Here is a 25,775-nt window from a genome sequence, read left to right as displayed (position 1 = left end):
GGGCGGGCGGGCTCAGCCGCGCGGAGGCTGGCGGTCGCCGGGCGGGCGGGCGGCCTGGCCGCGGCGCTCGGCGCGGTTCGCGAACTCCCGGGCCTGCTCGCGCTCGAAGTGCTGCGCCTGCTTCTGCTGGTCGTACTCGGTGTAGGCGTCCACGATGCGGCCGACCAGGCTGTGGCGGACCACGTCCTCGCTGGTCAGTCTCGAGAAGTGGATGTCGTCGATGCCGTCGAGCACCCGCGTCACGAGGCGGAGTCCGCTCGCGCCGGTCGGCAGGTCCACCTGGGTGATGTCGCCGGTGACCACCATCTTCGAGCCGAAGCCGAGGCGGGTGAGGAACATCTTCATCTGCTCGGGCGTGGTGTTCTGCGCCTCGTCGAGCACGACGAACGAGTTGTTGAGCGTGCGCCCGCGCATGTACGCGAGCGGCGCGACCTCGATCGTGCCGGCTGCGAGCAGCTTCGGGACGATCTCGGGATCCATCATCTCGTTCAGCGCGTCGTAGAGCGGGCGCAGGTAGGGGTCGATCTTGTCGGTGAGCGAGCCGGGCAGGTAGCCCAGCCGCTCCCCCGCCTCGACCGCCGGACGGGTCAGGATGATCCGCTCGACCTCCTTGCGCTGCAGCGACTGCACGGCCTTCGCCATCGCCAGGTAGGTCTTGCCGGTTCCGGCCGGGCCGATGCCGAAGACGATGGTGTTCTGATCGACCGCGTCGACGTACTCGCGCTGGCCGAGCGTCTTGGGCCTCACGCTGCGTCCGCGCGCCGTGAGGATGGCCTGGCCGAACGCCTCGGCCGGGCTCACCGGCCCGCCGTTCTGCAGGATGCGGGCGGACTCGCGCACGCCCTCCGGGTCGAGATCGTGCCCGCTCGCGGTCATGCGCACCAGTTCTTCCACCAGGCGCGTCGCCGCGGCGACGGGCTCGCGCTCGCCGTCGAGCGTCACCTCGTTGCCGCGCACGTGCACCCGGACATCGGGGAATCGTCCTTCGACCGCTCGGATGAGGCGGTCCTGGGGTCCGAGGAGGCGCACCATCGCGACTCCGTCGACGGCGACGACGCGCCGCGTCGTCTCGGACGCGTCCGCGCCGGGGGCGGGACGCTCGTCGGGGCTCGCGCCCGTGTTCTCAACCGGTGGCAAGGGAGCCTTCCGTCTGGTGGCCGCCCAGGACGTGGGCGTGCACGTGGAACACGGTCTGGCCCGCCTCTTCGCCGGAGTTGAAGACGAGGCGGAACTGACCGTTGCTGTGGGCGTCGGCGAGCGACTGGGCGACCTGCACCATCTCGGCGAGCAGGGCGGGATCGGCGGCGGCGAGAGCGGCGACCGTGGCGTGCTCCTGGGTCTTCGGGAAGACGAGGAGGTGGACGGGCGCCTTCGGCTCGATGTCGGTGATCGCGAGGATGCGCTCGTTCTCGAACACCACATCGGCCGGGATCTCGCCCCGGACGATGCGCGTGAAGACGGTGGGTTCGCTCATGCACTCATCTTAAACGGGGCCCGTGCGCGACGGGCGCCGCGTTCGCCCACGGCACCCTGCTCCGGCGCTCCGAGGCGGCTGTGGAGGAGCGTCACCAGCGGCCCAGGCGGGCCGAGAGGACCGCGATGGCAGCGGGCCCGGCGGTCGAGGTGCGCAGGACGGAGTCGCCGAGCGCGACGGCCTCGGCGCCCGCCTCCGCGAGCAGCCGCAGCTCCTCCGGAGCGATGCCGCCCTCGGGACCGACGACGAGCACCAGGTCGCGTCCGTCCGGGACCACCTGGGAGAGCCGCGCGTGCGCCGAGGGCTCGAGGACCAGCACGCGGGACGTCGCGGCGCGCGCGACGAGACCGCGCACCTGCTCGAGCGGCGCGACCTCGGGCACCCGGGGGCGCAGCGACTGCTTGCTCGCCTCGCGCACGATGGCGCGCCAGCGCTCGCGCCCCTTCTCCTCCTTCGGGCCCGACCACCGCGAGATCGACCGCGCGGCCTGCCACGGGACGACCTCGTCCACCCCGAGCTCGGTCGCCGCCTGCACGGCGAGCTCGTCGCGATCGCCCTTCGCGAGCGCCTGCACGAGGACCAGACGCGGGGACGGCACCGGGGACTCCTGCACCGACTCCACGACGAGCACCACCCGCGCCGGCTCCGCGCTCTCGACGACCGCGGTCGCGACGAGTCCGCGCCCGTCGCCGACCCGGACGCTCTCGCCCGCGCGGATCCGGCTGACGGTCGCGGCGTGCCGTGCCTCCGCGCCGGTGAGCGCGAGCCGGCCCCCGACGACGAAGCCGTCGGAGTCCAGCGACTCGTCGATGTAGTGGTGCGCCACGGGCTCAGCCCAGGAAGCGGTCGCGGAGCTTGGAGAACAGGCCCTGCTGGAAGTGGGTCAGCGCGGGCTTCTGGGGCTTGTAGTGCTTCGCCAGCTCCTGGACCAGCTCCCGCTCGCGGTGGCCCAGCTTCGTCGGGGTGACGACCTGGATGCCGATGCGGAGGTCGCCGCGTCCGCTGCCGCGCAGACGCGTGACTCCGCGGCCCTTGATCGTGACGATCTCGGTGCTCTGCGTGCCCGGCTTGATCTCGATCTCGATGTCGCCGTCGAGCGCCTTGAGCGACGCCGTGGAGCCGAGGATCGCGTCCGTCATCTGCACCTCGAGGGTGCAGAGCAGGTCGTCGCCGTTGCGGCTGAAGACGTCGTGGTGCTTGACCTTGATCTCGAGGTACAGGTCGCCGTTGGGTCCGCCGGCCGGGCCGACCTCGCCGCTGCCGGGCATCTGCAGGCGCAGGCCCGTGTCGACTCCCGCGGGGACGTCGACGGGGATGGTGCGGCGGGCGCGGACGCGTCCCTGGCCCTGGCAGGTGGAGCAGGGGGTCGCGATGACGGTGCCGTAGCCGCGGCAGGTGCCGCAGGGGCTGGCCGTCATCACATTGCCCAGGAGCGAGCGGACCGTGCGCTGGATCTGGCCGGAGCCGTGGCAGATGTCGCAGGTCACCGGCGAGGTGCCGGGCTGGCAGCACGAGCCCTGGCAGGTCTCGCAGAGCACCGCCGTGTCGACCTCGAGGTCGCGGTGGGTTCCGAAGATGACCTCGTCGAGCGAGACCTCCACGCGCAGCAGGGCGTCCTGGCCGCGCTCGCGGCGGGAGCGCGGTCCGCGGGACGAGCCCTGCGCGCCCTGCCCGAAGAAGGTCTCGAAGATGTCGCCGAACCCGCCGAAGCCCTGGGCGCCGCCGCCGAAGCCCTCCTGGGGACCGCGGTCGTACTGCGCCCGCTGCTGGGCGTCGCTCAGGACGTCGTAGGCGTGCGTGACGAGCTTGAAGCGCTCGGAGGCGTCCGCGCTCGGGTTGACGTCGGGGTGCAGCTCGCGGGCGAGTCGGCGGTACGCCTTCTTGATCTCGTCGGCGGAGGCGTCGCGGTCGACGCCCAGCACTTCGTAGTGATCGGCCACAGGTGGCTTCGTCCTTCGTTCGTGGGTCGGTGGGCCGGGCACGGCGCACCGGGGGAACCGGCGGGGGCCGGGAGGTCGGGCCTACTCCTCGCCGAGGAGGCGGGAGAGGTAGCGGGCGACGGCGCGCACCGCGGTGATGTTGCCGGAGTAGTCCATCCGGATGGGTCCGAGCACGCCCAGGCGCGAGATCTGGCCGCCCGCGGTGTTGTAGCCGCTCGTGAGGACCGAGGTCTCCTGAAGGCCGAACGGCGCGTTCTCGCGGCCGATGCGCACCGAGATGCCCCGGGGGTCCGGAGTCATCTCGGCGAAGAGGCGCAGCAGCTCCACCTGCTCCTCGATCGCCTCGAGCACCGGGTAGATGCTGCCCGAGAAGTCCTCCTCGGTGCGGACGAGGTTCGCGGCGCCGGCCATGACCAGGCGGTCCTGCCGATTGGCGCCGACCTGCTCGAGCAGGGTCTGCACGATCGGCGTCAGCACCTGGCGCCGCTCGGGGCTGAAGCGCTCCGCGACGGATCCGAGCGTCTCGGCCGCCTGCTGGAGCCCCAGGCCGAGCACGGCCGTGTTGAGCTTCGCCCGGATCTCGCCGAGGAGCGCGTCGTCCACGTCCTCCGGGGTCTCCAGCACGCGCTGGTCGACCCGGCCGGTGTCGGTGATCAGCACCGACAAGAGGCGGCGGGGCGCGAGGGCGACGAGCTCCACGTGGCGCAGCCGCGCGGCTCCGAACGACGGGTACTGCACGAGCGCGACGCTGTTGGTGAGCTGCGAGAGCAGGCGGACGGTCTTGACCAGCACCTCGTCGAGGTCCGGGCTCTGCCCGAGGAACGTCTCGATCGCCTGGCGCTGCGCGGAGGTGAGCGGGCGCAGGTCGGCGAGCTGGTCGACGAAGAGGCGGTAGCCCTTGTCGGTCGGCACGCGTCCGGAGGAGGTGTGCGGAGCCGCGATCAGCTCCTCCTCCTCCAGCTGGGCCATCTCGTTGCGGATGGTGGCGGCCGAGACGCCGAACGCGTGGCGCTCGACGATCGACTTGGAGCCCACCGGCTCCCGGTTCGCCACGTAGTCCTGCACGATCACGCGCAGCACCTGGAGACCGCGCTCCGTGACCATACGACCGACCTCCCGCCGGACTCCGAGTGCCCGCGGGCACGACCGTCTGCGGCGCTGAGGCCGCGCGGAGCCTGGCACTCCGCAACTCTGAGTGCCAATCATAACCGGGAGGCGGACCGCCCGGCGGGGTTGCGCGGGGATCGGCCGGGGTGCACTCCTGCAGATCTGCGGGGAGGAGCCCCGTCATCCCCGAGGAGGAGGTCCCGCGCGGCCCGGTGCGCAGGGGGTCGCCGCATGCCACGATGGACGCCGAGCGCACGGGGGACGCCCGTCGCCGCCCTCGGAACGGAGACCATCATGTCGGCCACCCCTCCCCCGCCCCCCGTCTACGGGACCCCGGCTCCGCCGCTGAACCCGGCGGACGAGAAGACGTGGGCGATCGTCACGCACGTGACCGGCATCTTCTTCAGCTTCCTGCCCTCGCTGATCGTCTTCCTGGTCTTCAAGGGGCGCGGACCGTTCCTCGAAGCGCACGCCAAGACGGCCCTCAACTTCCACCTGACGACGCTGATCGCCTATGTCGCAGGGACGATCCTGTCCTTCGTGCTCGTCGGCTTCATCGTGTTCCTGGTCGTGCCGATCCTGGTGATCGTCTTCGCGATCATCGCCTCGGTGCGCGCCAGCGCGGGCGAGTACTACACGTACCCGATCAGCATCCCGTTCTTCAAGTAGCCGCGGCACCGGGGCGGCCGTGCGCCTGCCGCCCCGGGATCCGGCCTCAGCCGTCGGTGAGGCGCCGCACGACCGCGTCGGCCAGCAGACGGCCGCGCAGGGTCAGCACGATCCGCCCCCGGAGCGCCGCCCGGCCGTCGACGAGGCCGTCGGCGATGAGCCCCGCCACCTCGCTGCGCCGACCGGCGTCGATCGAGTCGATCGGCAGCCCGTCAGCCAGGCGCGAGCGCAGCAGCACGTCCTCCACCCGCCGCGTGCCCGCGTCGAGCGTCTCCCGCCCGGCAGCGGGCGAGGCTCCGGTGCTCAGCCGGTCGGCGTAGGCCGCCGGGTGCTTCACGTTCCACCAGCGCACGCCCCCGACGTGGCTGTGCGCCCCGGGGCCGACGCCCCACCAGTCGTGGCCGAGCCAGTACGAGAGGTTGTGCCGGGAGCGGTGCGCGTCGTCGCGCGCCCAGTTGCTGACCTCGTACCAGGAGTACCCGGCTGCGGCCAGACGCGCGTCGGCGAGCTCGTACATGTCGGCGGTGAGGTCGTCGTCGGGGGTCGCGACCTCGCCGCGGCGGATCTGCCGGGCGAGCTTCGTGCCGTCCTCCACGATCAGGGCGTAGGCCGAGAGGTGGTCCGGCCGGTTGGCGAGAGCGGAGTCGAGCGACCGCTCCCAGTCGGCGAGCGACTCCCCCGGTGTGCCGTAGATGAGGTCGAGGCTGACCTGCAGGCCGGCCTCCCGCGCCCACTCGACCACGAGCGGGACCCGCTCCGGGTCGTGGGTGCGCTCGAGCGTGGCGAGGACGTGCGGCACGGCCGACTGCATCCCGAAGCTGACGCGGGTGAAGCCCGCCTCGGCCAGCGCGCGGAGGTAGGCGGCGTCGACGGAGTCCGGGTTCGCCTCGGTGGTGATCTCGGCGTCGGGCGCGACCCCGAAGTGGGTGCGGAGGCCGGCCAGCATCCTCACCAGGTCGCCGGCGGGCAGCAGCGTGGGAGTCCCGCCGCCGAAGAAGACCGTGCGGGCGGGGCGCCGGGGCAGGCCCGCGCGCTCGAGCACCTCGGCGCCGAGAGCCATCTCGGTGATCGCCTCGTCGGCGTAGTCCTGCTGCCTCGCTCCGCGGAGCTCGGTCGCCGTGTAGGTGTTGAAGTCGCAGTAGCCGCAGCGGACCCGGCAGAACGGCACGTGCACGTAGAGGCCGAGGTCGCGCTGCTCCACGCCGTCGACGACGGACGCGGGCAGTCCGCCGTCGAGCGGAGCAGGATCGGCGATCGGGAGGGCGCTCCCCACGTCAGCTGACGCGCGCCGGCAGCAGCGCGCGCAGGTACTTGGCCACCTGGCGCTTCTGCACGGCGCGCAGCACCGGCGCGCCCAGGCGGTAGAGGCGGGTGGAGGGACGCGAGAAGACCCGGATGACGAGCCAGACCGAGTCGTCCGCGCGCTTCTCGACGACGAAGGACTCCTCGCCGCTCTCGGGGTGGCCCTCGAGAGTGCCGTAGGCGAAGCCGACCTGGTCGGGCTCGTCGACGACGTAGACCACGCGCACCGGGGCGTCGAAGACGCGGCCGAGCAGTGTCACGCGGAGCACGGCGGTCACGCCCGCGGTGATGTAGGGGGTGCCGTCGGGAGCGAAGTGCTCCTCCGTCGGCCGGCTGACGAGGTCGATCGGGGTGCCCGCGGCGTCGAAGTTGACTCCGGTGTACTGCACGCCGCTGCCGCTGGTGATGTCGGTCACCTCGATGCCGCTGCCGCGCTGCACGCCCCACGTCATCAGGGAGGCGGTGGTGATGGCGAAGCGCTCGTCGCCCGAGCCGAGCCGGGCCTCGAAGCGCTCGGCCGTGAAGCCGTCCGGCGGGTACTCGAGCAGGTCGGGCGCCAGCGTGCCGCCGACGGCCGCGTAGGTGACCTGCGGCTGGCCCTCGAAGTTGGAGCGGCGGATGCTCACGTCCCGACCTTCTTCCCGGACTCCTCGAGCGCGGCGCGCGTCGAGTCCGCGTGCCGGGTGGTGCTGTCCATCCGACCCAGCGTATCCGACCGTCGTCGCCCCGAGCCGGGAACGACGGAGGGCCCTCCCCCGCCGGAGCGGGAGGAGGGCCCTCGTCGTGGTGCGGGTCGGGTCAGCTGCAGGGAGTCAGCTTCTGGACGGCCGCCGACAGGGTGCCGGTGCCGCCGAGGAGGACGACGCGCGTCGCTCCGCCGGACTTGATGTCCTGCAGCACCTTGACCGGAACGCAGGTCGGGGGCACGGCGAAGAGGGGGCTCCCCGTGCGCCCGGCGGCCGCGGCTCCGGCCAGGGCGTCGGGGAAGTTCTCGCCGGTGGCCAGGAACACGGTCTTCGACCCGCGGGGGAAGGCCGCCCGGTTGAGCTGCTCCGAGGTGTCGTAGCGGTCGACTCCGCCGATGCGGGTCACGGCCGGTCCGGCCGGCACCGTGAGGGAGTTCTGGATGCCCGCGCTGACCGACAGCTCGGAGCCCGCGATGGTGAGCACCGGAGGCCGGAGCCCCCGCAGGATCCCGACCGTGGTCGGGTCGGCCGCCGGGAGGCCGCCGTTCACGAGGACGACGGGGGCGGAGTTCTTGCCTGCGGCGGCGGTGGCGCTGAGCGCGTCGGGGAACTTCTCGCCGGTCGCGAGCCAGGCCCCCTTCGGCGAGCCGCCTCCGAAGGCGCTCTCGATGATCTTCCGCGACGTGTCGTAGCGGTCGGTGCCTCCGAGGCGGAAGATCCTCCCGTTCGCGTACTGGCCGAGGTCGGTGGCGAGGGCGTCGCTGACGCTGAGGTCGGAGCCGACGACGACGATCCGCTGGGGCGCGAGACGGGTGAGCTCGTCGCGGACGACCTGGCTCACCGAGTCGCGGTCGACCAGGAGGAGAGGGCCGCCCTGCTTCGCGGCGGCGGGTCCGGCGCTGAGCGCGTCGGGGAAGTTCGCGCCGGTGGCGATGTAGACGACGGGCACGCCGGGGGTGGTGAAGGTCGCCTTCGAGATCTCGACGGCGGTGCCCTGGCGGTCGGTGCCCGCGAGGCGGACGACCTCCGGGCCGGTGCCCGAGGTCGGCGTCGGGGTGGGGGTGGTCGTCGACGGGACGACGCGCAGCGGCGCGCGCACGACGACGCCGGTGCCGGCCGGCTGCTCGCCGCCCCGGCTGAGGCCCTTCACCTCGACGGACGGCGCGCCGAGGGGCGACGTGTCGCTGAAGTTGAGGTAGCGGTCGAAGAACTCCTGCGTCGGGCGGATCGCGACGCCCCGTCCGCCCTCGACGACCGTGGGAGCGGCCTTCAGGCGGCCGCCGTCCTCCGTGCCGACCGTGGCGCTGAGGCCCGCGAGGTCGAAGAAGCCGGGGACGCCGGAGTCGAGGACGATGACGTCGCCCGCGCCGGCCTCGGTGACGGTGCCGCCGCCGGCCCAGAATTCGCCGCCGACGGCGCGGTCGGAGGAGGCGGACGTCGACAGGTCGAGGTCGGCATCCGTGGATCCGCTCGCGGCCGTCACCGCGAGGGTGGCGGAGAGGGCGAGGACGAAGCCGGTCCGGTCGACGCCGGCCGGAGCGTACGCGTCGTCCGCCTCGTCCTCGGCGCCGTTCAGGAGGAGCGAGAGCGAGGTGCCGCCGAAGGAGCCGGCGGCGCGCCCGATCGGGATCTCGATCGAGTTGGTGGCGGTGTCGACGACGGATTCGCCGCTCGCGAGGTCCGTCGCGGTGCTGCCCAGCCGCCACTCCACGACCCGGTAGCCGGGGTACGACCACTCGGTGAAGGTGTCGGGAGCGGTGGAGTCGGGCAGCTCGACGGTCAGCGTGGTCGCGTCTGCGGCCACCGGAAGCGGCACGTCGGTGCCGAATTGGGCGCTGTCCGACCAGAAGTAGGGCGCGGGCGCGACCGGGATCACCTTGTTCGCTGCGGAGGCCGGTCCCGCCGCCACCAGCGATCCCGCTGCGACGGCCGCGATGCTCGCGAGCGCCGCCCCCGTCCTGATCCAGCGCTTCCTCGTGCTCGTAGGCACCACGGACTACCACCCTTCGTCATGGTGGAGGACCGGTCGTCGACGCTGCAGCCCCCCGTGCGGATCGGTTTCGATCCACGGCCGCGTCCTGGCGTCCGAAAGCTATCGGTCCGCTGTGAGCCGCCGCAATCCCCGCGGACACGATATCCCGGACGGGGGGTGTGTCACCCGTCCGGGAGGGAGGACGGACGCCTTCGACGGGGGTCGCGCTACTTCTTGTCCTTGGTCTCGACGTCGCCCGAGAGCGCGGCGATGAACGCCTCCTGGGGGACCTCGACGCGGCCGACCATCTTCATCCGCTTCTTGCCCTCCTTCTGCTTCTCGAGGAGCTTGCGCTTGCGGGTGATGTCGCCGCCGTAGCACTTGGCCAGGACGTCCTTGCGCATCGCGCTGATCGACTCGCGGGCGATGATCCGGGCGCCGATGGCGGCCTGGATCGGCACCTCGAACTGCTGCCGCGGGATCAGCTTGCGCAGGCGTCCCGTCATCAGCACGCCGTAGGCGTAGGCCTTCTCCCGGTGCACGATGGCGCTGAACGCGTCGACCTGCTCGCCCTGCAGCAGGATGTCGACCTTCACCAGGTCCGCCTCCTGCGAGCCGGCGGGCTCGTAGTCGAGCGAGGCGTAGCCGGCGGTCTTCGACTTGAGGTTGTCGAAGAAGTCGAAGACGATCTCGCCGAGGGGCATGTGGTAGCGGATCTCGACCCGGTCCTCGCCCAGGTACTCCATGCCGATCAGGGTCCCTCGGCGGCTCTGGCAGAGCTCCATGATCGTGCCGACGTAGTCCTTCGGCGCGAGGATCGCGGCCTTGACGATCGGCTCCGTGACGGCGGCGATCTTGCCGACGGGGAACTCGCTCGGGTTCGTGACGGTGACGGTCTTCTTGTCCTCCGTCGAGACCTCGTAGATGACCGAGGGCGCCGTGGTGATGAGGTCGAGACCGAACTCGCGCTGCAGGCGCTCGGTGATGATCTCGAGGTGCAGGAGGCCGAGGAAGCCGCAGCGGAAGCCGAAGCCGAGCGCCACCGACGTCTCGGGCTCGTACACGAGCGCCGCGTCCGAGAGCTTGAGCTTGTCGAGGGCCTCGCGCAGGTCCGGGTAGTCGCTGCCGTCGATCGGGTACAGGCCCGAGAAGACCATCGGGAGCGGCTCGGTGTAGCCGGGCAGCGCCTGCGTCGCGGGCTTGGACGCGGTGGTGACGGTGTCGCCGACCTTCGACTGGCGGACGTCCTTCACACCGGTGATCAGGTAGCCCACCTCGCCGACCGCGAGACCCTGCGTCGCGACGGGCTCGGGGCTCGACACGCCGATCTCGAGGATCTCGTGAGTGGCGCGGGTCGACATCATCTGGATCTTCTCGCGCGGCGAGAGCTTGCCGTCGATCATGCGGACGTAGGTGACGACGCCGCGGTAGGCGTCGTACACGGAGTCGAAGATCATGGCGCGCGCAGGGGCGGAGAGGTCGCCGACGGGCGGCGGGATGAGCTCGGTCACGCGGTCGAGCAGTGCCTCGACGCCCATGCCGGTCTTGCCGGAGACGCGGAGGACGTCGTCCGGGTCGCCGCCGATGAGGCTCGCGAGCTCCTTCGCGTACTTCTCGGGGTCGGCGGCCGGCAGGTCGATCTTGTTCAGGACCGGGATGATCGTGAGGTCGTTCTCGAGCGCGAGGTAGAGGTTCGCGAGCGTCTGGGCCTCGATGCCCTGCGCCGCGTCGACCAGGAGGATCGCGCCCTCGCACGCCGCCAGCGAGCGGCTCACCTCGTAGGAGAAGTCGACGTGGCCCGGAGTGTCGATCATGTTCAGGGCGAACGTGCGCCCGTCGCGCTCCCACGGCATCCGCACGGCCTGCGATTTGATCGTGATGCCGCGCTCGCGCTCGATGTCCATGCGATCGAGGTACTGCGCGCGCATCGCCCGGTCCTCGACGACACCCGTGATGCCGAGCATCCGGTCGGCGAGGGTGGACTTGCCGTGGTCGATGTGGGCGATGATGCAGAAGTTGCGGATGGACGCCGGATCGGTCGCGGCGGGCTCGAGCCCGGTGTGTGCACGTGGAGACATCGTGGGACCAGTGTCCCATGCCCGGCGGCGGGGGCCGGGACCGGCCGCTAGAGATCGAGTCCGTAGGTGCGGGTGGGCTCGACCCCGGGCGGGTTCTCGCGCTCGCCGAGACGGACGAAGCCCATGCTCTCGTAGAGGGCGTGCGCGGTGGTCATCAGCGTGCCGCTGTTCATCACGACCCGCTGGAGGCCCCGCTCGACGGCGAGCATCACGACGAACTCGGTGAGCAGCCGCCCGAGGCCCCGCCCGCGGGCCTCCGGGGCGACGGCGAGCAGTCGCCAGTCCAGCTCGCCGGGCCGGCCGAGCTCGTAGAGGTTCGCGCCCGGGCGCGCCGTGGTGACGGTGGCGAGGATCCGCCCGTCGCCCTCGACGGCGACCCAGACCTCGCCCTCGACGTCGTGCCGGGCGACCGCGGCGACGTCGGCGGCGTACTCCTCCCCCAGCTCGTAGTCGTGGGCGTAGGCGGCGAGCCGGAGGCGCGAGACCTCGTCGTACTCCTCCGCCCGGACGCGCCGGACCAGCACCTCGGCGGCGCTCATCCGCGCACCGGGGCCGGAAGGGCGCGGAGCCCGTGCTCGAGCGCGGCGGGATCGGCGGCGAGGCAGACGCGGATCCAGCCCTCGCCGGTGCGGCCGAAGGCGCTGCCGGGCGCGACGGCGACGAGGGTCCCGAGGAGGAAGGACTCGACCCACGAGGCGACGTCCCCGCCGGTCGCGTGCGCCATGTCGATCCACAGGTAGAACGCGCCCTCGGGCTCGCGGTAGGCGATCCCCCGCTCGTCGAGCACGCCCGTCGCGAGCCGCAGGTTGGCGAGGTAGTGGTCGGAGGCGGAGGCCACCGCGTCCTGCGGCCCGGTCAGAGCGGCGAGGGCGGCGCGCTGGTCCGGAGTGGCGACGCAGCTGATCGCCGCCTCCTGCACCGTGACCATGATCGACGTGAAGCCCGGAGGCGTCACGAGGTAGCCGACGCGGACGCCGGTCATCGCGTACGTCTTCGAGAAGGAGAAGACGCTGAGGACGCGGTCGGCGTCGTCCCCGCGCTCCTGGGCGATCGCCGCGAGGCTCACGTGCGGGCGCCCGTAGGTGAAGTACTCGTAGACCTCGTCGCTGAGCACCCACAGGTCGTGGCGCCGGGCGATGTCGAGCAGGCGCTCGAGGACCTCCCTCGGGAACACCACGCCGAGCGGGTTGGACGGGCTGTTGACGATCAGGACGCGGGTCCGGTCGGTGATCAGGCGCTCGACCTCGTCGGGATCGGGGAGGAAGGCGTTCTCGGCGCGCAGCGTGTACGGCACGGGCACGGCGCCGATGGTCCGCGCGTTGGTCGTGAAGACGGTGTAGCCCGGGTCGGGGATGAGCACCTCGTCGCCGGGTCCGAGCAGGAGCGTCATCGCCTGGTGCAGCGCCTGCGTGGCGCCGACGGTCACCCAGACCTGCTCGACGTCCGCCTCGATGCCGTTGTCGCGCGCCAGCTTCTCCACGATGGCGCGCCGGAGCTCGGGGACCCCGCCGTTGGGCCCGTAGCGGGTGTCGTCGGCCGCCCACGCCGCCCGTGCCGCCTCGATGATGTGCGGCGCGGTCGGCACATCGGGCTCGCCCACCGCGAGGAGGGTGACTCCGTCGAGCCGCAGCGCTATCTCGAACAGGTGGCGGATGCCCGAGGGCGGCACCGCGGAGAGGTGATCGGCGAGACGGGGCACCGGCGTCACGTTACCGGCGAGCCCGGGCCGCGAGACGCCACGGCGGTGCGCCTCCCCCGGCGTGTCGTACCGGCGGCCCCGACACGGGCGGTGGTGCACCCGCGGGCGCGGCGCGCTTGAAGGGTGACGACGGGTGCGCTAAAGTTCCTTGTTGGCTTGCGCTCCCCCTCCGGACACCCGGCAGGCGTGGAGTGATCAGAAGCCGGCGACCTCCAGTCGCACCGCAGGGCGTTCAGACGCCCGCGGAAGGGGCACTCCGTCGAGTAGCCGGCTGCACACACGCACATCCGAGAAGAAGGTAATCCACGTGGCAAACATCAAGTCGCAGATCAAGCGCAACCTCACCAACAAGAAGGCGAACGAGCGCAACAAGGCCGTCAAGAGCGAGCTGAAGACCGCCATCCGCTCGGTCCACACCGCCGTCGCTGCCGGCGACACCGCGAAGGCCGGCACCGCCCTCGCCTTCGCCGCCAAGAAGCTCGACAAGGCCGCCAGCAAGGGCGTCATCCACAAGAACCAGGCCGCGAACCGCAAGTCGGCCATCGCGAAGCAGGTCGCCGCGCTGTAGTACTGCGCGAAGCTGCAACGACGAAGGGTCCGGCCTCTGGCCGGGCCCTTCGTCGTTTCCGCTTCGCGGTCGACGGCCTCCTCGTTCCTCGTCGGCCGTCGCGCGGTCGGCTACCAGGGATGGTCGCGGTGGGAGGAGCGTCCTGCGTTCCGGGTACGACGATCCGCTCGCATGCGGATCGCCGGTGACCCTCCGACCCCTCGCTGGTCGAGTAGCCGCGCAGCGGCGTATCGAGACCCACCAACGCCGAACAGATCGCCACAGCGGCTCCCCTGCCGATCGCTCAGCCACTCCTTGCTGGTCGAGTAGCCGCGCAGTGGCGTATCGAGACCCACCGGCGACGGGGCGATCCCGTGAGCGGATCGTGAGAGCAGGGCTCCGAGGCGGGTCAGAGGCCCCGGGCGGAGACGACGGAGACCATGCGCTCGAGGGCGTAGACGGGGTCGCGGGTGGCGCCCTTCACGTTGGCGTCGGCGTCGGCGACCGTCAGGATCGCGGTGCCGAGGCCCTCGCCGGTCCAGCCCTGCAGGTCGCGCCGGGCCCGGTCCACCTGCCACGGAGCGAGGCCCAGACGCGAGGCGACCTGGCCCGAGCCCTCGCGCGAGCCGGCGACCTTCGCCATCGTGCGGAGCTTGCTCGCGAACGCGGCGACGATCGGGACCGGATCGGCGCCGGAGGCGAGGGCGTGGCGGAGCCCGAGCAGCGCTTCGCCGTGACGGCCCGCGATCGCGGAGTCGGCGACGGTGAAGGCCGTCGTCTCGACACGGCCGCCGTAGTACTTGGCGACGGTCGCCTCGGTGATCTCGCCGGTGACGTCGGACAGCAGCTGCTGGCACGCCGACGCGAGCTCGTCGAGGTCGTCGGAGAACGCCGACACCAGAGCGCGGACGGCGCCGGTGGTCGCCGTGCGGCCCGCCGTTCGGAACTCGGCGATCGCGAAGTCGACCTTGTCGCTCTCGCGCTTGAGCTCGGCGCAGACGATCTCGATGCCGCCGCCCGTGCCCGAGCGGATCGCGTCGAGGAGCTTCTTGCCCCGGTTGCCGCCGCCGTGGCGGAGCACCAGGGTCGCCCCGTCCGCGGGCGCCGAGAGGTAGTCGAGGGTCTCGAGGAGGAACGCGTCCGAGCACTTCTCGACGTTCGAGACGCGGATGAGGCGGGGCTCGTCGAAGAGGGACGGGCTCGCGAGGGTCAGCAGCTCCCCCGGCGCGTAGCCGCCGGCATCGATGTCGCTGACCTCGAGACTCGGATCCTCGGCGCGGAGGAACTCGCGGAGGAAGCGCAGCGCGCGGTCGGCCAGGAACTGCTCCGGGCCGGTGATCAGCACGATCGGCGCCGGCCGGGTCTGGTTCCAGGCGAGCTGCGGGATCGCCGCCTTCGAGGGCGCTGCCTTCGCGCGCGCCGGGGCCCTGCCTGCCATGCCGTGTCCTTCCGTGCCGCGCCCGTCCGAGCGCCCTCCACCCTACGGCCCGCTCACGGCGCCCCGAGGCGGCCGCGGGCGCCGTCGCGCCGCTCGACCAGACCGCGATCCCGTCGCTGCGGGACGCGAGCACGACCGTACCCTCGACATCCGACCTCAGCGCCTCGACCCCGCGCTCGGCCAGGAGGGCGAGGAGCGACGGATTCGGATGCCCGTAGTCGTTCTCCGCTCCGACGGAGATCAGTCCGAGGCCCGCGCCGAGCGCCTCGTAGAGCGCGGGCGACTGGTCGGCGGAGCCGTGGTGCGCGACCTTGACCACGTCGACCCGGCCGACCGGCAGCCGGGAGACGCGCCCCTGCTCCTGCTCGCCGAGATCCCCCAGCAGCGCGACGGAGAGGGGGCCGCCGCGGGCGTCCGGGCCGATGTCGACACGGAGGGTCACGCTCGCCTCGTTCCCCCGCAGCGCGCTCCGGCGCTCCGGCCACTCGACCCGCCAGCGCAGGGAGCCGAGAGAGCCGCTGTCGCCGCGGACCGCCTCCTGCAGTGCGACCCCCGCGCCGGTGAGCGCCGCCCGGTCGCGCTCGTCGTCCAGGCTCGCGGCGGGTCCGACGAGCGCGGCGTCGGTCCGTCCGAGGACGGCCTGGAGCCCGCCGACGTGGTCGAGGTCGTAGTGCGTGAGCACCAGCAGCGGGATCCGGTCCACTCCCATCAGGCGGAGGCAGGCGTCGAGCGGGGCGGGCTCGGGCCCCGTGTCGACGAGCAGCACCCCCGCGTCTCCACGGAGGAGGACCGCGTCGCCCTGCCCGACGTCGCACATCGCGACGCGCCAGTCCTCGGGCACCGAGGCCGCGCGGAGGAGCGGCGTGGCGACGGTGGTGCCGCCGGCGGCCGCGATCGCGCACGCCAGACCGACGGCGGCGATCCGGCGCACGCGCGCGAGCCGCGGCGACTGCGTGACCAGCACGAGGGCGAGCAGGGTCAGGACGGTGAGTGCGAGCGCTCCTCCCACTCCCGGCCACCAGGCGATCCTCGGGGCGGGCCACGCGTCGACGGCGCGGGCGATCGAGGCGATCCACCAGGCGGGGACGGCGGCGAGACGGATCGCCGCGTCGGCGGCTCCGGGCCACCACGGAGCGAGCAGGCAGCCGATGAGCCCGAGCCCGGTCGCGGCGGGTGCCGCGGGCTCGGCGAGCAGGTTGGCGAGCACTCCGTACACCGGCACCGACGGGTCAACGAGCAGCAGCACGGGCTGGCAGGCGAGCTGCGCCGCGGTCGGCACCGCGAGCACCAGGGCGAGAGGCCGGGGCAGCACTCGGCCGAGGGCGCCCGCGATCGGCTCGGCGAGCAGCAGGAGTCCGGCGGTGGCGAGGACGGACAGCACGAAGCCGAGCCTCCCCGCGATCGAGGGGTCGGCGGCCACGAGCAGGACGACGGTCGCGAGCAGGGCGGGCACCGCCGCTCCGGAGCGCCGCCCGAGCCGCGCGAGGAGGACCACCGTCGCCATCACTGCGGCCCGCACCACGCTCGGCTCGGGGGTCACCAGCACGACGAAGGCGGCGAGCAGGGCGAGGGCGGCGACGGTCCGGAGGCGGCGCCCGGCGCCGAGGAGCGCCGCGATCGTCCAGCCGGCGACCACCACCACGGCGCAGTTGGCGCCGGACACGGCGGTCAGGTGGGTGAGCGACGCGGTGCGCATCGCCTCCTCGAGTCCCGCATCGAGCGCGGACGTGTCGCCGGTCGCGAGGCCCGGAAGCAGCCCCGCGACGTCGCCGCCGACCACCGCCGCGCGCTCGAGGAAGCGCGAGCGCAGCACTTCCGCGACGGCCGCCGCTCCCCCGGGACCGCGCCGGTCCAGGACGGACGCCGCCCTCAGCATCGTCGCCTCGCCGACAGGCGCCTCCTTCACCCCGGCGCGCGCCTGCAGGTCGAGCTCGGCGCCCACCGGCAGCCGGCCGCCGGGATCGGCGAGCAGCACACGGACGGGGGCCGCGGTCGACGCGTCCCCCACCCGCAGCGCCGTCGCCTCGAACCACACACCTCCGGTGGCGAGCGGACGGGCACCCGTGTCGACGCGGACGGTGACCGGGGTGAGGGCGCGGTCCTCCTGGGCCTCCCGCAGCGACGCGGGGTGGTCACCGGCTGCCACGGCGACCACGGAGGTGAGGGCGAGGGCGGCACCCGCGCCCGCGACGAGCACCGCTCCGATCAGCTGTCCGCCGAGCACGCGCCGGAGCAGGACGCACGCCGCCCCGAGGAGCATCCAGCCCGCGGCGCACCACACGAGGCCCCCGTCGAGCACCGCCGCGACCGGCAGCATCCCGGCCGCCCACGCCGTGGTCCACGCGGCCACCGCCGCCGGCAGGAGCCGCAGGTCCACCGCCCGCACGCTCCTCACGGCGCGACCTGGTCGCGGAACGCCGCGAGCGTCTTCTCGCCGATCCCGGGGACCTCGAGCAGCTGGTCGACGGAGGAGAACGGGCCGTTCGCCTCCCGGTGGGCGACGATCTTCTTCGCGGTCGCCGGGCCGATCTCGGGCAGCTCCTCCAGCTGGGCGGCCGTCGCCGTGCTCAGGCTCAGCACGGATCCGGCCGCGGAGGCTCCTCCCGGAGCGGATCCGCTCGGAGCCGCTCCCGCCGCGGCCGGCGCCGCTCCCACGGCCGGCACGACGATCTGCTCGCCGTCGACGAGCCTCCGGGCCAGGTTGACCGCCGCGCGCTCCGCCGACTCCTGGAACCCTCCGGCGGCGGCGACCGCGTCCGCCACCCGCGCCTCGGGCGACAGGACGTACAGCCCCGGGGAGGCGACCTCGCCGGCCACGTGCACGTACAGCGACTCGGCCGCCGCGGCAGCGGGCGCGCTCGTCGCCACGGCGGGCTCCAGGACCCGCTCGTGACCGCTCGACCGCGCTCCCGCGAGCAGCACCGCGACGACCGCGGCGCCGATCACGAGCACGACCGCCGCTCCCACCCCCACCCGCCAGCGCGGGCGGGCGCGCCGGGGGCGCAGCAGCGCTGTCAGCTGCTCGTCGTCCGTGGTCTCTGGCATCCGCCGACGGTAGGACCCGCGTCGAGGTCCGGAGCGGCAGCCGACACCGATCCGGGGAGAGCCCGCAGGATCGCCTCCCTGTGGAGGAGAGGGCAGCACCGGCGCTGAGCGCACGACGGGGCCCCTCCCACGAGAGGAGGAGCCCCGTCGGGACGGATCAGCGGCTAGACCGCCTTCGTCACCAGGTTCACCAGGCGCGGCGCCCGCACGATGGCCTTCACGACCTCGCGGCCGACGAGAGCCCGCGCGACGCCGGCCGTGGCCCGCGCCTTCTCCTCGAGCTCGTCGGAGGAGATCTTCGGCGAGACCTCGAGCCGGTCGCGGACCTTGCCGTCGACCTGCAGGATCGCCGTGACCTTCTCCTCCACCAGGAGCGACGGGTCGGCCTTGCGCCACAGCGCGTGCGCGACGGTGCCCTCGTAGCCCAGGCGGTGCCACATGTCCTCGGCCGTGTACGGCGCGAACAGGTTGAGCGCCATCGCGACCACCTCGACCGCCTCGCGGACCGCGGGGTCCCCGGCTCCGGCGCCCGAGTCGACGACCTTGCGGGTCGCGTTGACGAGCTCCATCAGCCGCGCGACCACGACGTTGAACTTGAACGCCTCGATCAGCGACGGGGACTCCGCGAGGAAGCGGTGGGTCTGACGGCGCAGAGCCGCGTCACCCGTCCTCCACTCGACGTCGGGCTTCGAGGTGACGTCCTTCGCCAGGCGCCAGGCGCGGGCCAGGAACTTCGCGCTGCCGCCGGGCGAGACGTCGGCCCAGTCGATGTCGTCCTCCGGCGGGCCGGCGAACGCCATCGTCAGGCGCACCGCGTCGACGCCGAACTCGTCCAGCTGGTCCGACAGGCGGACGATGTTGCCCTTCGACTTCGACATCGCCGCGCCGTCCATCTGCACCATGCCCTGGTTGAGCAGCGCCGTGAACGGCTCCGTGAACGACACGTAGCCCAGGTCGAACAGCACCTTGGTGATGAAGCGCGCGTACAGCAGGTGCAGGATCGCGTGCGTCACGCCTCCGACGTACTGGTCGACGGGCGCCCACTTCTCGGCGAGCTTCGGATCGAAGGCCTGCGTGTCGTCCTTCGGCGAGAGGAAGCGGAGGAAGTACCACGAGGAGTCGACGAAGGTGTCCATCGTGTCCGGGTCGCGGCGCGCGGGCGAGCCGTCCACCGGGTGAGGCACGTTCACCCAGTCCTCCGCCGCCCCGAGCGGCGACGAGCCCTTCGGCTGCAGGTCGAGGCCGTCGGTGGAGGGCAGGACGACGGGCAGCTGGTCCTCGGGCACCGGCACGAGCTCGCCGTCGGCTCCGTGGATGATCGGGATGGGGGTGCCCCAGTAGCGCTGCCGCGAGATCAGCCAGTCGCGCAGGCGGTAGTTCTTGGCCGAGCGGCCGCGGCCGCGCTCCTCGAGCATCCTGATGACGCGCTCGATGGCGGTGCGCTTGGACAGCCCGTCGAGCGGCCCGGAGTTGATCAGGCGGCCGTCGCCGGTCAGCGCCTCGCCGGTCGTGGCCGGGTCGAGCGAGTACTCCTTCTCGAGCGCGGCCAGCTCCTCCGGGTCCTCCGGGATGACCGGGATCGCGCCGGTGACCGAGGCGGTGGTGTCGACGACCACTCGCACGGGCAGGTCGAACGCGCGGGCGAAGTCGAGGTCGCGCTGGTCGTGCGCGGGCACGGCCATGACGGCCCCGTGGCCGTAGTCGGAGAGGACGTAGTCGGCGGCCCAGATCGGCAGCCGCTCGCCGTTCACGGGGTTCACCGCGTAGCGGCCGAGGAACACGCCGGTCTTGGGGCGGTCGGCGGTCAGGCGCTCGATCTCGCTCGACTTCTGCACCGTCTCGAGGTAGCTGCGGAACGCGTCGCGGATCGCGGGCTCAGAGCCCTCGACCAGCTCGGAGGCGAGGTCGGAGTCGGGCGCGACGACCATGAAGGTCGCCCCGTAGAGCGTGTCGGGTCGCGTCGTGAAGACGGTGACGCGCTCGTCGCGGCCCTCGATCTCGAACTCGACGTCGGCGCCGATGGAGCGGCCGATCCAGTTGCGCTGCATGGCGATGACCTTCGACGGCCAGGAGCCCTCGAGCTGGTTCAGGTCGTCGAGGAGGCGGTCGGCGTAATCGGTGATCTTGAAGTACCACTGCGTGAGCTTCTTCTTGACCACGACCGCGCCGGAGCGCTCGGAGGTGCCGTCCGCCAGGACCTGCTCGTTCGCCAGGACCGTCTGATCCACCGGGTCCCAGTTGACCCAGCTGTCCTTGCGGTAGGCGAGGCCCTTCTCGTACATCTTGAGGAACAGCCACTGGTTCCACTTGTAGTACTCGGGGTCGGAGGTGTGCAGCACGCGGTCCCAGTCGAAGGACGCGGCGTAGCGCTTCATCGAGCGCTTCTGCTGCTCGATGTTGTCGTAGGTCCAGGTGACCGGGTTCAGTCCGCGCTTGATCGCGGCGTTCTCGGCGGGCAGGCCGAAGCTGTCCCAGCCGATCGGGTGGAGGACGTTGAAGCCCTGCTGGCGCCAGTAGCGCGCGATGACGTCGCCGAGCGCGTACGCCTCGGCGTGGCCCATGTGCAGGTCGCCCGAGGGGTACGGGAACATGTCGAGCACGTACTTGCGGGGGCGCTTGTCGTCGGGGTCGTCCGTCGCGAACGGGCGCGTCTCCTCCCAGATCGGGAGCCACTTCTCCTGGAGCGCTCGGAAGTCGTAGCGCTCCTCGTCGCTCGCGCCGGTCTGCCGGGAGGTGTCTTCTGCCACAGGTGCTTCTCACTTCTGAAGGAGGGGGAGAACGCACACGCGTGGGCGGCTGCGTTCGACCATCAACCCTACTGGCCCGGCGCGCACGGCAGACGAACGCGGCGCCCGCTCACTCCTCGGCGGCGCCCAGCACCGCGAGGAGCGCCCGCGCCTTCAGCCGCGTCTCCTCGACCTCCTCCTCCGGCACCGAGAGCGCGGTGATGCCGCCGCCGGTCCCGAGGCGGGCGCGCTCGCCGTCGAGCACGAGGGTGCGGATCGTCATCGCGAGGTCCAGCGACCCGTCCGAGCCCAGGCGGCCGAAGGCGCCGGAGTAGACGCCGCGGGGGCCGCCCTCCCACTCGCGCAGCAGCTCCACGGCCCGGCGCTTGGGCGCTCCCGTCATCGAGCCGGCCGGGAAGAGGGCCGCGACGAGCTCGGCGATCCCCACGCCGGGCGCCCGGCGTGCCGAGACCTCGCTGACCAGCTGGTGGACGTGCGGGTAGCTCTCCACCTCGAGCAGGCGGTCGACGACGACGGAGCCGGGGGCGGCGATCCGGGCGAGGTCGTTGCGGACGAGGTCCACGATCATCACGTTCTCGGCCCGCTCCTTCACACTCGAGACGAGCTCGTCCCGGAGCGCTCGGTCCTCGTCGGCGTCCCGGCCCCGGGGGCGCGTCCCCTTGATCGGATGCGTGGCGACGCGTCCGTCGGCGCCGCCGGTGAGGAACCGCTCCGGCGAGGCGCTGACGAGCGCGAGCGGGCCGAGGCGGATCAGCCCGCCGTGATGGCTCGGGCTGGAGCGGCGGAGGCGACGGTACGCCTCGACCGGATCGAACCGGCCCTCGACGACGATCTCGTCGGTGAGGCAGAGCTGGTAGGCGTCGCCCGCGCGGATGGCCTCCTGGCAGCGGCCGATCAGGGCCGTGTACTCGGCGGCGGAGTGACGGCGGACCGGGACGCCGGCGGGCTCGGGATCCGCGGGATCCGCGGGTGCGGGCGCGCCGACGAGGTCGAGCACGCGGGCGGCGAGCTCCTGCGCGTCTCCCGTGGCGACCAGGCGGACGGTCCGGGCCCCGTGGTCGAACTCGAGCACGGGGTCGCCCCGGAGCAGGGCGAGGGCGGGCGGATCCCCGGGGCCGGTCGGCGCCGTCGGCAGGGACACGGAGGCGGCTCCCGCCTCGTAGGAGATCCAGCCGTAGCGGCCGAGCGCGCGGTCGCCCGCGGCGGCCTCGTCGTCGACCGCGGCGAGCGCCGCCGCCACGTCGCCGCCGGCTCCGACGAGGAGCACGTCCTCCCGGGCGCACGCCCCGAGATAGGAGCGGCCGCTCGTCGCTCCGACGCCCGAGTCGAGCCAGAACGACGCCTCGGCCGTGGCGAACAGGGCGTGGTGCACGAGCTCCGGATCGACCCAGGGCAGCTCGATCGAGCGGACGTGCCGATCCTCCGAGACCACTGGGCTAGCGTAGGCGGTCGTGGACGGCGAGCAGGTTCGGGAGTGGGACGGGCGGGCCCTGGCGAGCGTTCCCGAGCCGCCCGGCGCCTCCCTGGACGCGGCCGACTCCTGGCTGGTCGACGAGGGACGGGTCCGCGGGCTCGACCTGCACCGCGAGCGCTTCTCCGCCTCCGTCGCCTCGGCGGGCGGGCACCCGGACGTCGAGACGTTCCTCGACGCCGCGATCGCCGCCCTCCCCCGCGAGGGCCGCTCCTTCCCGCGCGTCGAGCTCTCGGGAGGCGCCCTGCGGCTCCGGCTGCGACCCGCCCCGTCGACGACCCGCTCCGTGGTGCTGTGGACGAGCCCCGTGGATCCGCGCCGGACCCCCTCCTGGAAGGGCCCGGACATCGCGCGTCTGGCCCTGCTGCGCACGCGCGCGCTGGCCGCGGGAGCGGACGAGGCCGTGCTGCTCGACGCCCAGGGCGCCGTCATCGACGGAGCGAGCAGCGCGATCCTGTGGTGGCTGGGCGACGCGCTGGTCGTGCCCCCGGCGACGAGCACCCGCGTGCGCAGCGTGACGGCCCGCACGGTCTCGGTGCTCGCCGGCGCGCTCGGTGTGGACGTGATCGAGGCCCCGGCCGAGCCGGAGTCGCTGGAAGGTCGCGAGGTCTGGACGGCCAACGCCCTGCACGGTCTGCGGCTGGCGACCGCCTGGGTGGACGGACCGGCGCTCGCCGCGGAGAACCCGCAGAAGCCCCTCTCCTCCTCCGAGGAGGCGCCGGCCGGCCTCGCCCCCGCGAGCGAGTCGCCCGAGGCCGCCCAGCAGACCGCCCGCGCGGCCGTCAGCTACTACAACGCCCTCGTCGGCGGTGAGGAGCTGGCCGCCGGCCAGCGGATCGTCTCGGGCACGAACGGCTACTCGTTCCGGATGCAGACCGACGGCAACGCCGTGGTCTACGACCCGCAGGGCCGCCCCACGTTCGCCACGAACACCCAGGGCCGCGGCGACCACCTGGTGATGCAGACCGACGGCAACATGGTCGTCTACTCCGCCAAGGGCGGCCCCGTGTGGAGCACCAACACGATCAACGAGGCGGGCGCCTCCGTGATCATGCAGCCCGACGGCAACCTCGTCGTCTACCGCGAGAACGGCTCGCCCGCCTGGGCGAGCAGCGTCCGCCGCGTCATCGCCGAGCCGGTGACCGACACGCTGTTCACGGAGCAGACCCTCCGCCCCGTCCACCAGCTCACCTCCGCCGACGGCCGCTTCAGCGCCGTCATGCAGAACGACGGCAACTTCGTCGGCTACGGCCCCCAGGGCGCCGTCTGGGGCACCGGCACCGGCGGCTCCGGCAACCGCATCACCATGCAGAAGGACGGCAACGCCGTCATCTACGGCTCCGACGGCTCCGTCAAGTGGTTCTCGGGCACGCGCGGCAAGGACCTCCGCCTGGGCATCAACAACGCCGGCTCGCTGATCATCGTGAACTCGTCCGACGACGTGATCTGGACCAGCCAGGCCGCCTTCCCCTCGACCACGCTCTACGCGGCGAACTCGCTCGAGGCGGGCAGCTTCCTCCGCTCCGCGAACGGCGTCTACCGGGCGGTGATGCAGGCGGACGGCAACTTCGTCGTCTACGGCAAGAACGGCCCGATCTGGGCGTCGAAGACCACCCGCGCCGGCGGCTTCTTCGCCATCGACACCAGCGGGCAGATCGCCGTGGGCACCGAGACGACGAGCGGATGGTCGGTCGTCCCGCCCGCCGCGTCGGTCGGCCCGTACAAGCTCGTCATGCAGGACGACGGCAACCTCGTCGAGTACGACAGCCGCCGCGCGGTCTGGGCCAGCCGCGGCTGACGCCCGTCCGCCACGACGCCCCCTGGTCCCCGGACCGGGGGGCGTCGTGGTCTCCCCCGCCGTGGGACGATCCCCCCGACCCCGCCGCCCTCCTCGACAGGACCCCTGCGATGACGCACCTCCCCTCCGGCCGCTCCCTGGCCGTCTCCCTCGCGGCGATCGCCGCCACAGGCGCCCTCCTGCTGGGGTCGCTGTCCGCCTCCGCGCTCGAGGTCCCGCCCTCGGCGCCCTCCGCCGTCGCCTCCGCCGCGGTCCTCCGCGCCGGCGAGCAGCTCGCGCGCGGCGAGCGCCTGGTGTCCCCCGACGGCGCCTCCTCCCTCGTGATGCAGAACGACGGCAACGCCGTGGTCTACGCCGCCGGCGGCCGTCCCACCTGGGCGTCGGGCACGCAGGGGCGCGGCGACAGCCTGCGGATGCAGGACGACGGCAACCTCGTCGTGTACGCCGCGGACGGGCGCCCCGTCTGGGCGAGCGGCACGGTGGCCGACCCGGGCGGCGAGCTGCGGATGCAGGACGACGGCAATCTCGTGATCTACCGCCGCAGCGGCTCGGCCGCCTGGGCCAGCAGCATCGGCGGGCGGATCGACGAGCCGCGCACCGACACCCTCCGCCGCGGGAGCACCCTCTACGCGGGAAACCGGCTCGCCACCCAGGGAGGCACCACGGCGGTGATGCAGGCGGACGGCAACCTCGTCGTCTACGGGCAGGGCGGAGCTCTCTGGGCGAGCGGCACCCGCGGCCGGGGCAACGTCCTCCGGATGCAGGACGACGGGAACGCCGTGGTCTACGCCGCGGACGGCGCACCCCTGTGGGCCTCGGACACGTCCGGCGAGCCGGGCGCCACGATGGTCCTCCGCGAGGGCGATCTCCGGATCGCGGACGACTTCGGCGTCCTCTGGAGCAGTGCTGCGCTCGTCGTGCGCGACTCGCTCTCCCCGAGCGGCCTCGTCGTCGCGGGCTCGCGGCTGACCTCGGCGAGCGGGCAGTGGCGGGCCGAGATGCAGCGCGACGGCAACTTCGTCGTCTACGGGCCGAACGGCGCGGACTGGGCGACGAACACCTCCTCCGCCTCCGGTGCCGCCTTCTCGATGAGCTCCGAGGGCCGGCTCGACGTGGCCGACTCCCGGATCCTCTGGCTGCGGTTCCCGAGGATCTCGTTCGGCATCGGCCAGAGCGGCGTCGCCCTGCCCTACCGCCTGGTGCTGCAGAACGACGGCCGCCTCGTCGAGTACGACGGCCTCGGACGGGCCGTCTGGGCCAGCCGGGGCTGACGCGCGACGCATGATGGAGGGGTGAGCGACCCCGGCGACTTCATCCGCTCGGCCCTGGAGTACGAGGGCGACGTCTGGCGCGCGCAGGACGTGCGCGAGCGCCTGGGCGCGGGGCTGGACTCGACGGGAGCCTCCGTCGGGGCGGTCCGCGGCACCGTCCGCGACGCGCTGAGGAAGTTCCGCTCGCTCGAGCACGACGACGTGACCGCCCTCTCCTCCGAGCTCTGGGAGACGGCGGTGTTCGAGCCGCGGCTGGCGGCCGTCGTGCTGCTGCAGTCGCGGGCCGAGTGGCTGCGAGGCTCCGACCTCACCCGGCTCGAGGGCTTCGTCCGCGACTCCCGCGTGGACGAGCTGAGCGACCCGCTGGCCCGCGACGTCGTCGCTCCGCTCCTGGCCGGGCTGCGCGGTGCGGCGCGGACCCGGGCGGACGCGGTACTCGACCGCTGGGAGGCGGAGGGCGGGCGCCTGGCGCGCGCGGCCTCCCTGGCGCGGGCGCCAGCCCGGTCGGACCGCGGCTGAGGGCCCCTCGAC

20 protein-coding genes and 1 pseudogene are annotated in these 25,775 nt (G+C 73.1%); 5 read left to right on the top strand and 16 right to left on the bottom strand.

Annotated features, from left to right (window positions below):
- Positions 1 to 12 precede the first annotated feature (12 nt).
- The 5 genes from C5D08_RS08010 to hrcA all read right to left on the bottom strand — a co-directional run bounded on the left by C5D08_RS08010 (position 13) and on the right by hrcA (position 4,518).
- The gene (locus tag C5D08_RS08010; protein ID WP_104225204.1) at positions 13 to 1,032 is read right to left on the bottom strand and encodes a PhoH family protein; all 1,020 of its coding nucleotides are present in this window, start codon (positions 1,030 to 1,032) and stop codon (positions 13 to 15) included.
- Between the two features lie 91 nt (positions 1,033 to 1,123).
- On the bottom strand, positions 1,124 to 1,474 hold the full coding sequence (locus C5D08_RS08005; protein WP_104276576.1) for an HIT domain-containing protein: 351 nt from the start codon (positions 1,472 to 1,474) through the stop codon (positions 1,124 to 1,126).
- A 91-nt stretch (positions 1,475 to 1,565) separates the two neighbouring features.
- Positions 1,566 to 2,300 (bottom strand): 16S rRNA (uracil(1498)-N(3))-methyltransferase, encoded by a 735-nt coding sequence (locus C5D08_RS08000; RefSeq protein ID WP_104276575.1) that lies wholly within the window; start codon positions 2,298 to 2,300, stop codon positions 1,566 to 1,568.
- A 4-nt stretch (positions 2,301 to 2,304) separates the two neighbouring features.
- Positions 2,305 to 3,414 (bottom strand): molecular chaperone DnaJ, encoded by a 1,110-nt coding sequence (gene dnaJ / locus C5D08_RS07995; protein ID WP_104251191.1) that lies wholly within the window; start codon positions 3,412 to 3,414, stop codon positions 2,305 to 2,307.
- Between the two features lie 81 nt (positions 3,415 to 3,495).
- A complete protein-coding gene (gene hrcA, locus C5D08_RS07990) occupies positions 3,496 to 4,518 on the bottom strand; it encodes a heat-inducible transcriptional repressor HrcA (RefSeq protein WP_104276574.1) in 1,023 nt (340 codons plus the stop codon).
- Between the two features lie 297 nt (positions 4,519 to 4,815).
- Between hrcA and C5D08_RS07985 the strand changes: the two genes are divergently transcribed.
- Entirely contained in the window at positions 4,816 to 5,190 is a 375-nt protein-coding gene (locus C5D08_RS07985; RefSeq protein WP_104276573.1) for a DUF4870 domain-containing protein, read from the top strand.
- A 46-nt stretch (positions 5,191 to 5,236) separates the two neighbouring features.
- Here the strand turns inward: C5D08_RS07985 and hemW are convergent, their stop codons facing one another.
- From hemW to C5D08_RS07955, 6 genes are all read right to left on the bottom strand, one after another.
- Complete coding sequence (hemW, locus tag C5D08_RS07980) at positions 5,237 to 6,463, bottom strand: radical SAM family heme chaperone HemW (RefSeq protein WP_104276572.1); 1,227 nt, start codon at positions 6,461 to 6,463, stop codon at positions 5,237 to 5,239.
- A 1-nt stretch (position 6,464) separates the two neighbouring features.
- On the bottom strand, positions 6,465 to 7,118 hold the full coding sequence (locus tag C5D08_RS07975) for a DUF1990 family protein (RefSeq protein WP_244229440.1): 654 nt from the start codon (positions 7,116 to 7,118) through the stop codon (positions 6,465 to 6,467).
- Positions 7,119 to 7,290: 172 nt separating this feature from the next.
- Complete coding sequence (locus C5D08_RS07970; RefSeq protein ID WP_104276571.1) at positions 7,291 to 9,171, bottom strand: cell wall-binding repeat-containing protein; 1,881 nt, start codon at positions 9,169 to 9,171, stop codon at positions 7,291 to 7,293.
- A 206-nt stretch (positions 9,172 to 9,377) separates the two neighbouring features.
- On the bottom strand, positions 9,378 to 11,228 hold the full coding sequence (gene lepA, locus C5D08_RS07965) for a translation elongation factor 4 (RefSeq protein WP_104276570.1): 1,851 nt from the start codon (positions 11,226 to 11,228) through the stop codon (positions 9,378 to 9,380).
- A gap of 47 nt (positions 11,229 to 11,275) precedes the next feature.
- On the bottom strand, positions 11,276 to 11,767 hold the full coding sequence (locus C5D08_RS07960; protein WP_104276569.1) for a GNAT family N-acetyltransferase: 492 nt from the start codon (positions 11,765 to 11,767) through the stop codon (positions 11,276 to 11,278).
- Entirely contained in the window at positions 11,764 to 12,927 is a 1,164-nt protein-coding gene (locus C5D08_RS07955; protein WP_104276568.1) for a pyridoxal phosphate-dependent aminotransferase, read from the bottom strand. The genes C5D08_RS07960 and C5D08_RS07955 overlap by 4 nt, the downstream gene beginning before the upstream one ends.
- A gap of 307 nt (positions 12,928 to 13,234) precedes the next feature.
- On the opposite strand from C5D08_RS07955, the gene rpsT reads away from it, so the two are divergent.
- The gene (rpsT, locus tag C5D08_RS07950) at positions 13,235 to 13,495 is read left to right on the top strand and encodes a 30S ribosomal protein S20 (RefSeq protein WP_104276567.1); all 261 of its coding nucleotides are present in this window, start codon (positions 13,235 to 13,237) and stop codon (positions 13,493 to 13,495) included.
- A gap of 388 nt (positions 13,496 to 13,883) precedes the next feature.
- Here the strand turns inward: rpsT and holA are convergent, their stop codons facing one another.
- From holA to C5D08_RS07920, 5 genes and pseudogenes are all read right to left on the bottom strand, one after another.
- On the bottom strand, positions 13,884 to 14,912 hold the full coding sequence (gene holA, locus C5D08_RS07945) for a DNA polymerase III subunit delta (protein WP_104276566.1): 1,029 nt from the start codon (positions 14,910 to 14,912) through the stop codon (positions 13,884 to 13,886).
- A gap of 574 nt (positions 14,913 to 15,486) precedes the next feature.
- Positions 15,487 to 16,788 (bottom strand): annotated as a pseudogene (locus C5D08_RS17530) (ComEC/Rec2 family competence protein); the annotation flags it as partial.
- A gap of 515 nt (positions 16,789 to 17,303) precedes the next feature.
- On the bottom strand, positions 17,304 to 17,957 hold the full coding sequence (locus tag C5D08_RS07930; RefSeq protein WP_104276565.1) for a ComEA family DNA-binding protein: 654 nt from the start codon (positions 17,955 to 17,957) through the stop codon (positions 17,304 to 17,306).
- Positions 17,958 to 18,121: 164 nt separating this feature from the next.
- Positions 18,122 to 20,704: a leucine--tRNA ligase gene (leuS, locus tag C5D08_RS07925; protein WP_104276564.1), complete on the bottom strand. Its 2,583-nt coding sequence runs from the start codon at positions 20,702 to 20,704 to the stop codon at positions 18,122 to 18,124.
- Positions 20,705 to 20,813: 109 nt separating this feature from the next.
- A complete protein-coding gene (locus C5D08_RS07920) occupies positions 20,814 to 22,136 on the bottom strand; it encodes an anthranilate synthase component I family protein (RefSeq protein ID WP_104276563.1) in 1,323 nt (440 codons plus the stop codon).
- A 19-nt stretch (positions 22,137 to 22,155) separates the two neighbouring features.
- On the opposite strand from C5D08_RS07920, the gene C5D08_RS17195 reads away from it, so the two are divergent.
- The 3 genes from C5D08_RS17195 (at position 22,156) to C5D08_RS07905 (ending at position 25,763) form a co-directional block, all read left to right on the top strand.
- A complete protein-coding gene (locus C5D08_RS17195; RefSeq protein WP_104276562.1) occupies positions 22,156 to 23,973 on the top strand; it encodes an aminotransferase class IV in 1,818 nt (605 codons plus the stop codon).
- A 110-nt stretch (positions 23,974 to 24,083) separates the two neighbouring features.
- Positions 24,084 to 25,244: a hypothetical protein gene (locus tag C5D08_RS07910; RefSeq protein ID WP_104281521.1), complete on the top strand. Its 1,161-nt coding sequence runs from the start codon at positions 24,084 to 24,086 to the stop codon at positions 25,242 to 25,244.
- Between the two features lie 21 nt (positions 25,245 to 25,265).
- Entirely contained in the window at positions 25,266 to 25,763 is a 498-nt protein-coding gene (locus C5D08_RS07905; protein WP_104276561.1) for a DNA alkylation repair protein, read from the top strand.
- Positions 25,764 to 25,775: the final 12 nt, after the last annotated feature.

This window comes from Rathayibacter sp. AY1B6 (assembly GCF_002932755.1).
In the GTDB taxonomy this organism is placed as follows: Bacteria; Actinomycetota; Actinomycetes; order Actinomycetales; family Microbacteriaceae; genus Rathayibacter.
This window is presented reverse-complemented; position numbering and strand designations above follow the sequence as displayed.

Excerpts from the sequence above, each read along its gene's own strand:
- hrcA (WP_104276574.1), bottom strand. The coding sequence starts at position 4,518 with ATGGTCACGGAGCGCGGTCTCCAGGTGCTGCGCGTGATCGTGCAGGAC.
- C5D08_RS08010 (WP_104225204.1), bottom strand. The coding sequence starts at position 1,032 with ATGGTGCGCCTCCTCGGACCCCAGGACCGCCTCATCCGAGCGGTCGAA.
- C5D08_RS07960 (WP_104276569.1), bottom strand. The coding sequence starts at position 11,767 with ATGAGCGCCGCCGAGGTGCTGGTCCGGCGCGTCCGGGCGGAGGAGTAC.
- lepA (WP_104276570.1), bottom strand. The coding sequence starts at position 11,228 with ATGTCTCCACGTGCACACACCGGGCTCGAGCCCGCCGCGACCGATCCG.
- holA (WP_104276566.1), bottom strand. The coding sequence starts at position 14,912 with ATGGCAGGCAGGGCCCCGGCGCGCGCGAAGGCAGCGCCCTCGAAGGCG.
- C5D08_RS08005 (WP_104276576.1), bottom strand. The coding sequence starts at position 1,474 with ATGAGCGAACCCACCGTCTTCACGCGCATCGTCCGGGGCGAGATCCCG.
- C5D08_RS07985 (WP_104276573.1), top strand. The coding sequence starts at position 4,816 with ATGTCGGCCACCCCTCCCCCGCCCCCCGTCTACGGGACCCCGGCTCCG.
- C5D08_RS07930 (WP_104276565.1), bottom strand. The coding sequence starts at position 17,957 with ATGCCAGAGACCACGGACGACGAGCAGCTGACAGCGCTGCTGCGCCCC.
- C5D08_RS07910 (WP_104281521.1), top strand. The coding sequence starts at position 24,084 with ATGACGCACCTCCCCTCCGGCCGCTCCCTGGCCGTCTCCCTCGCGGCG.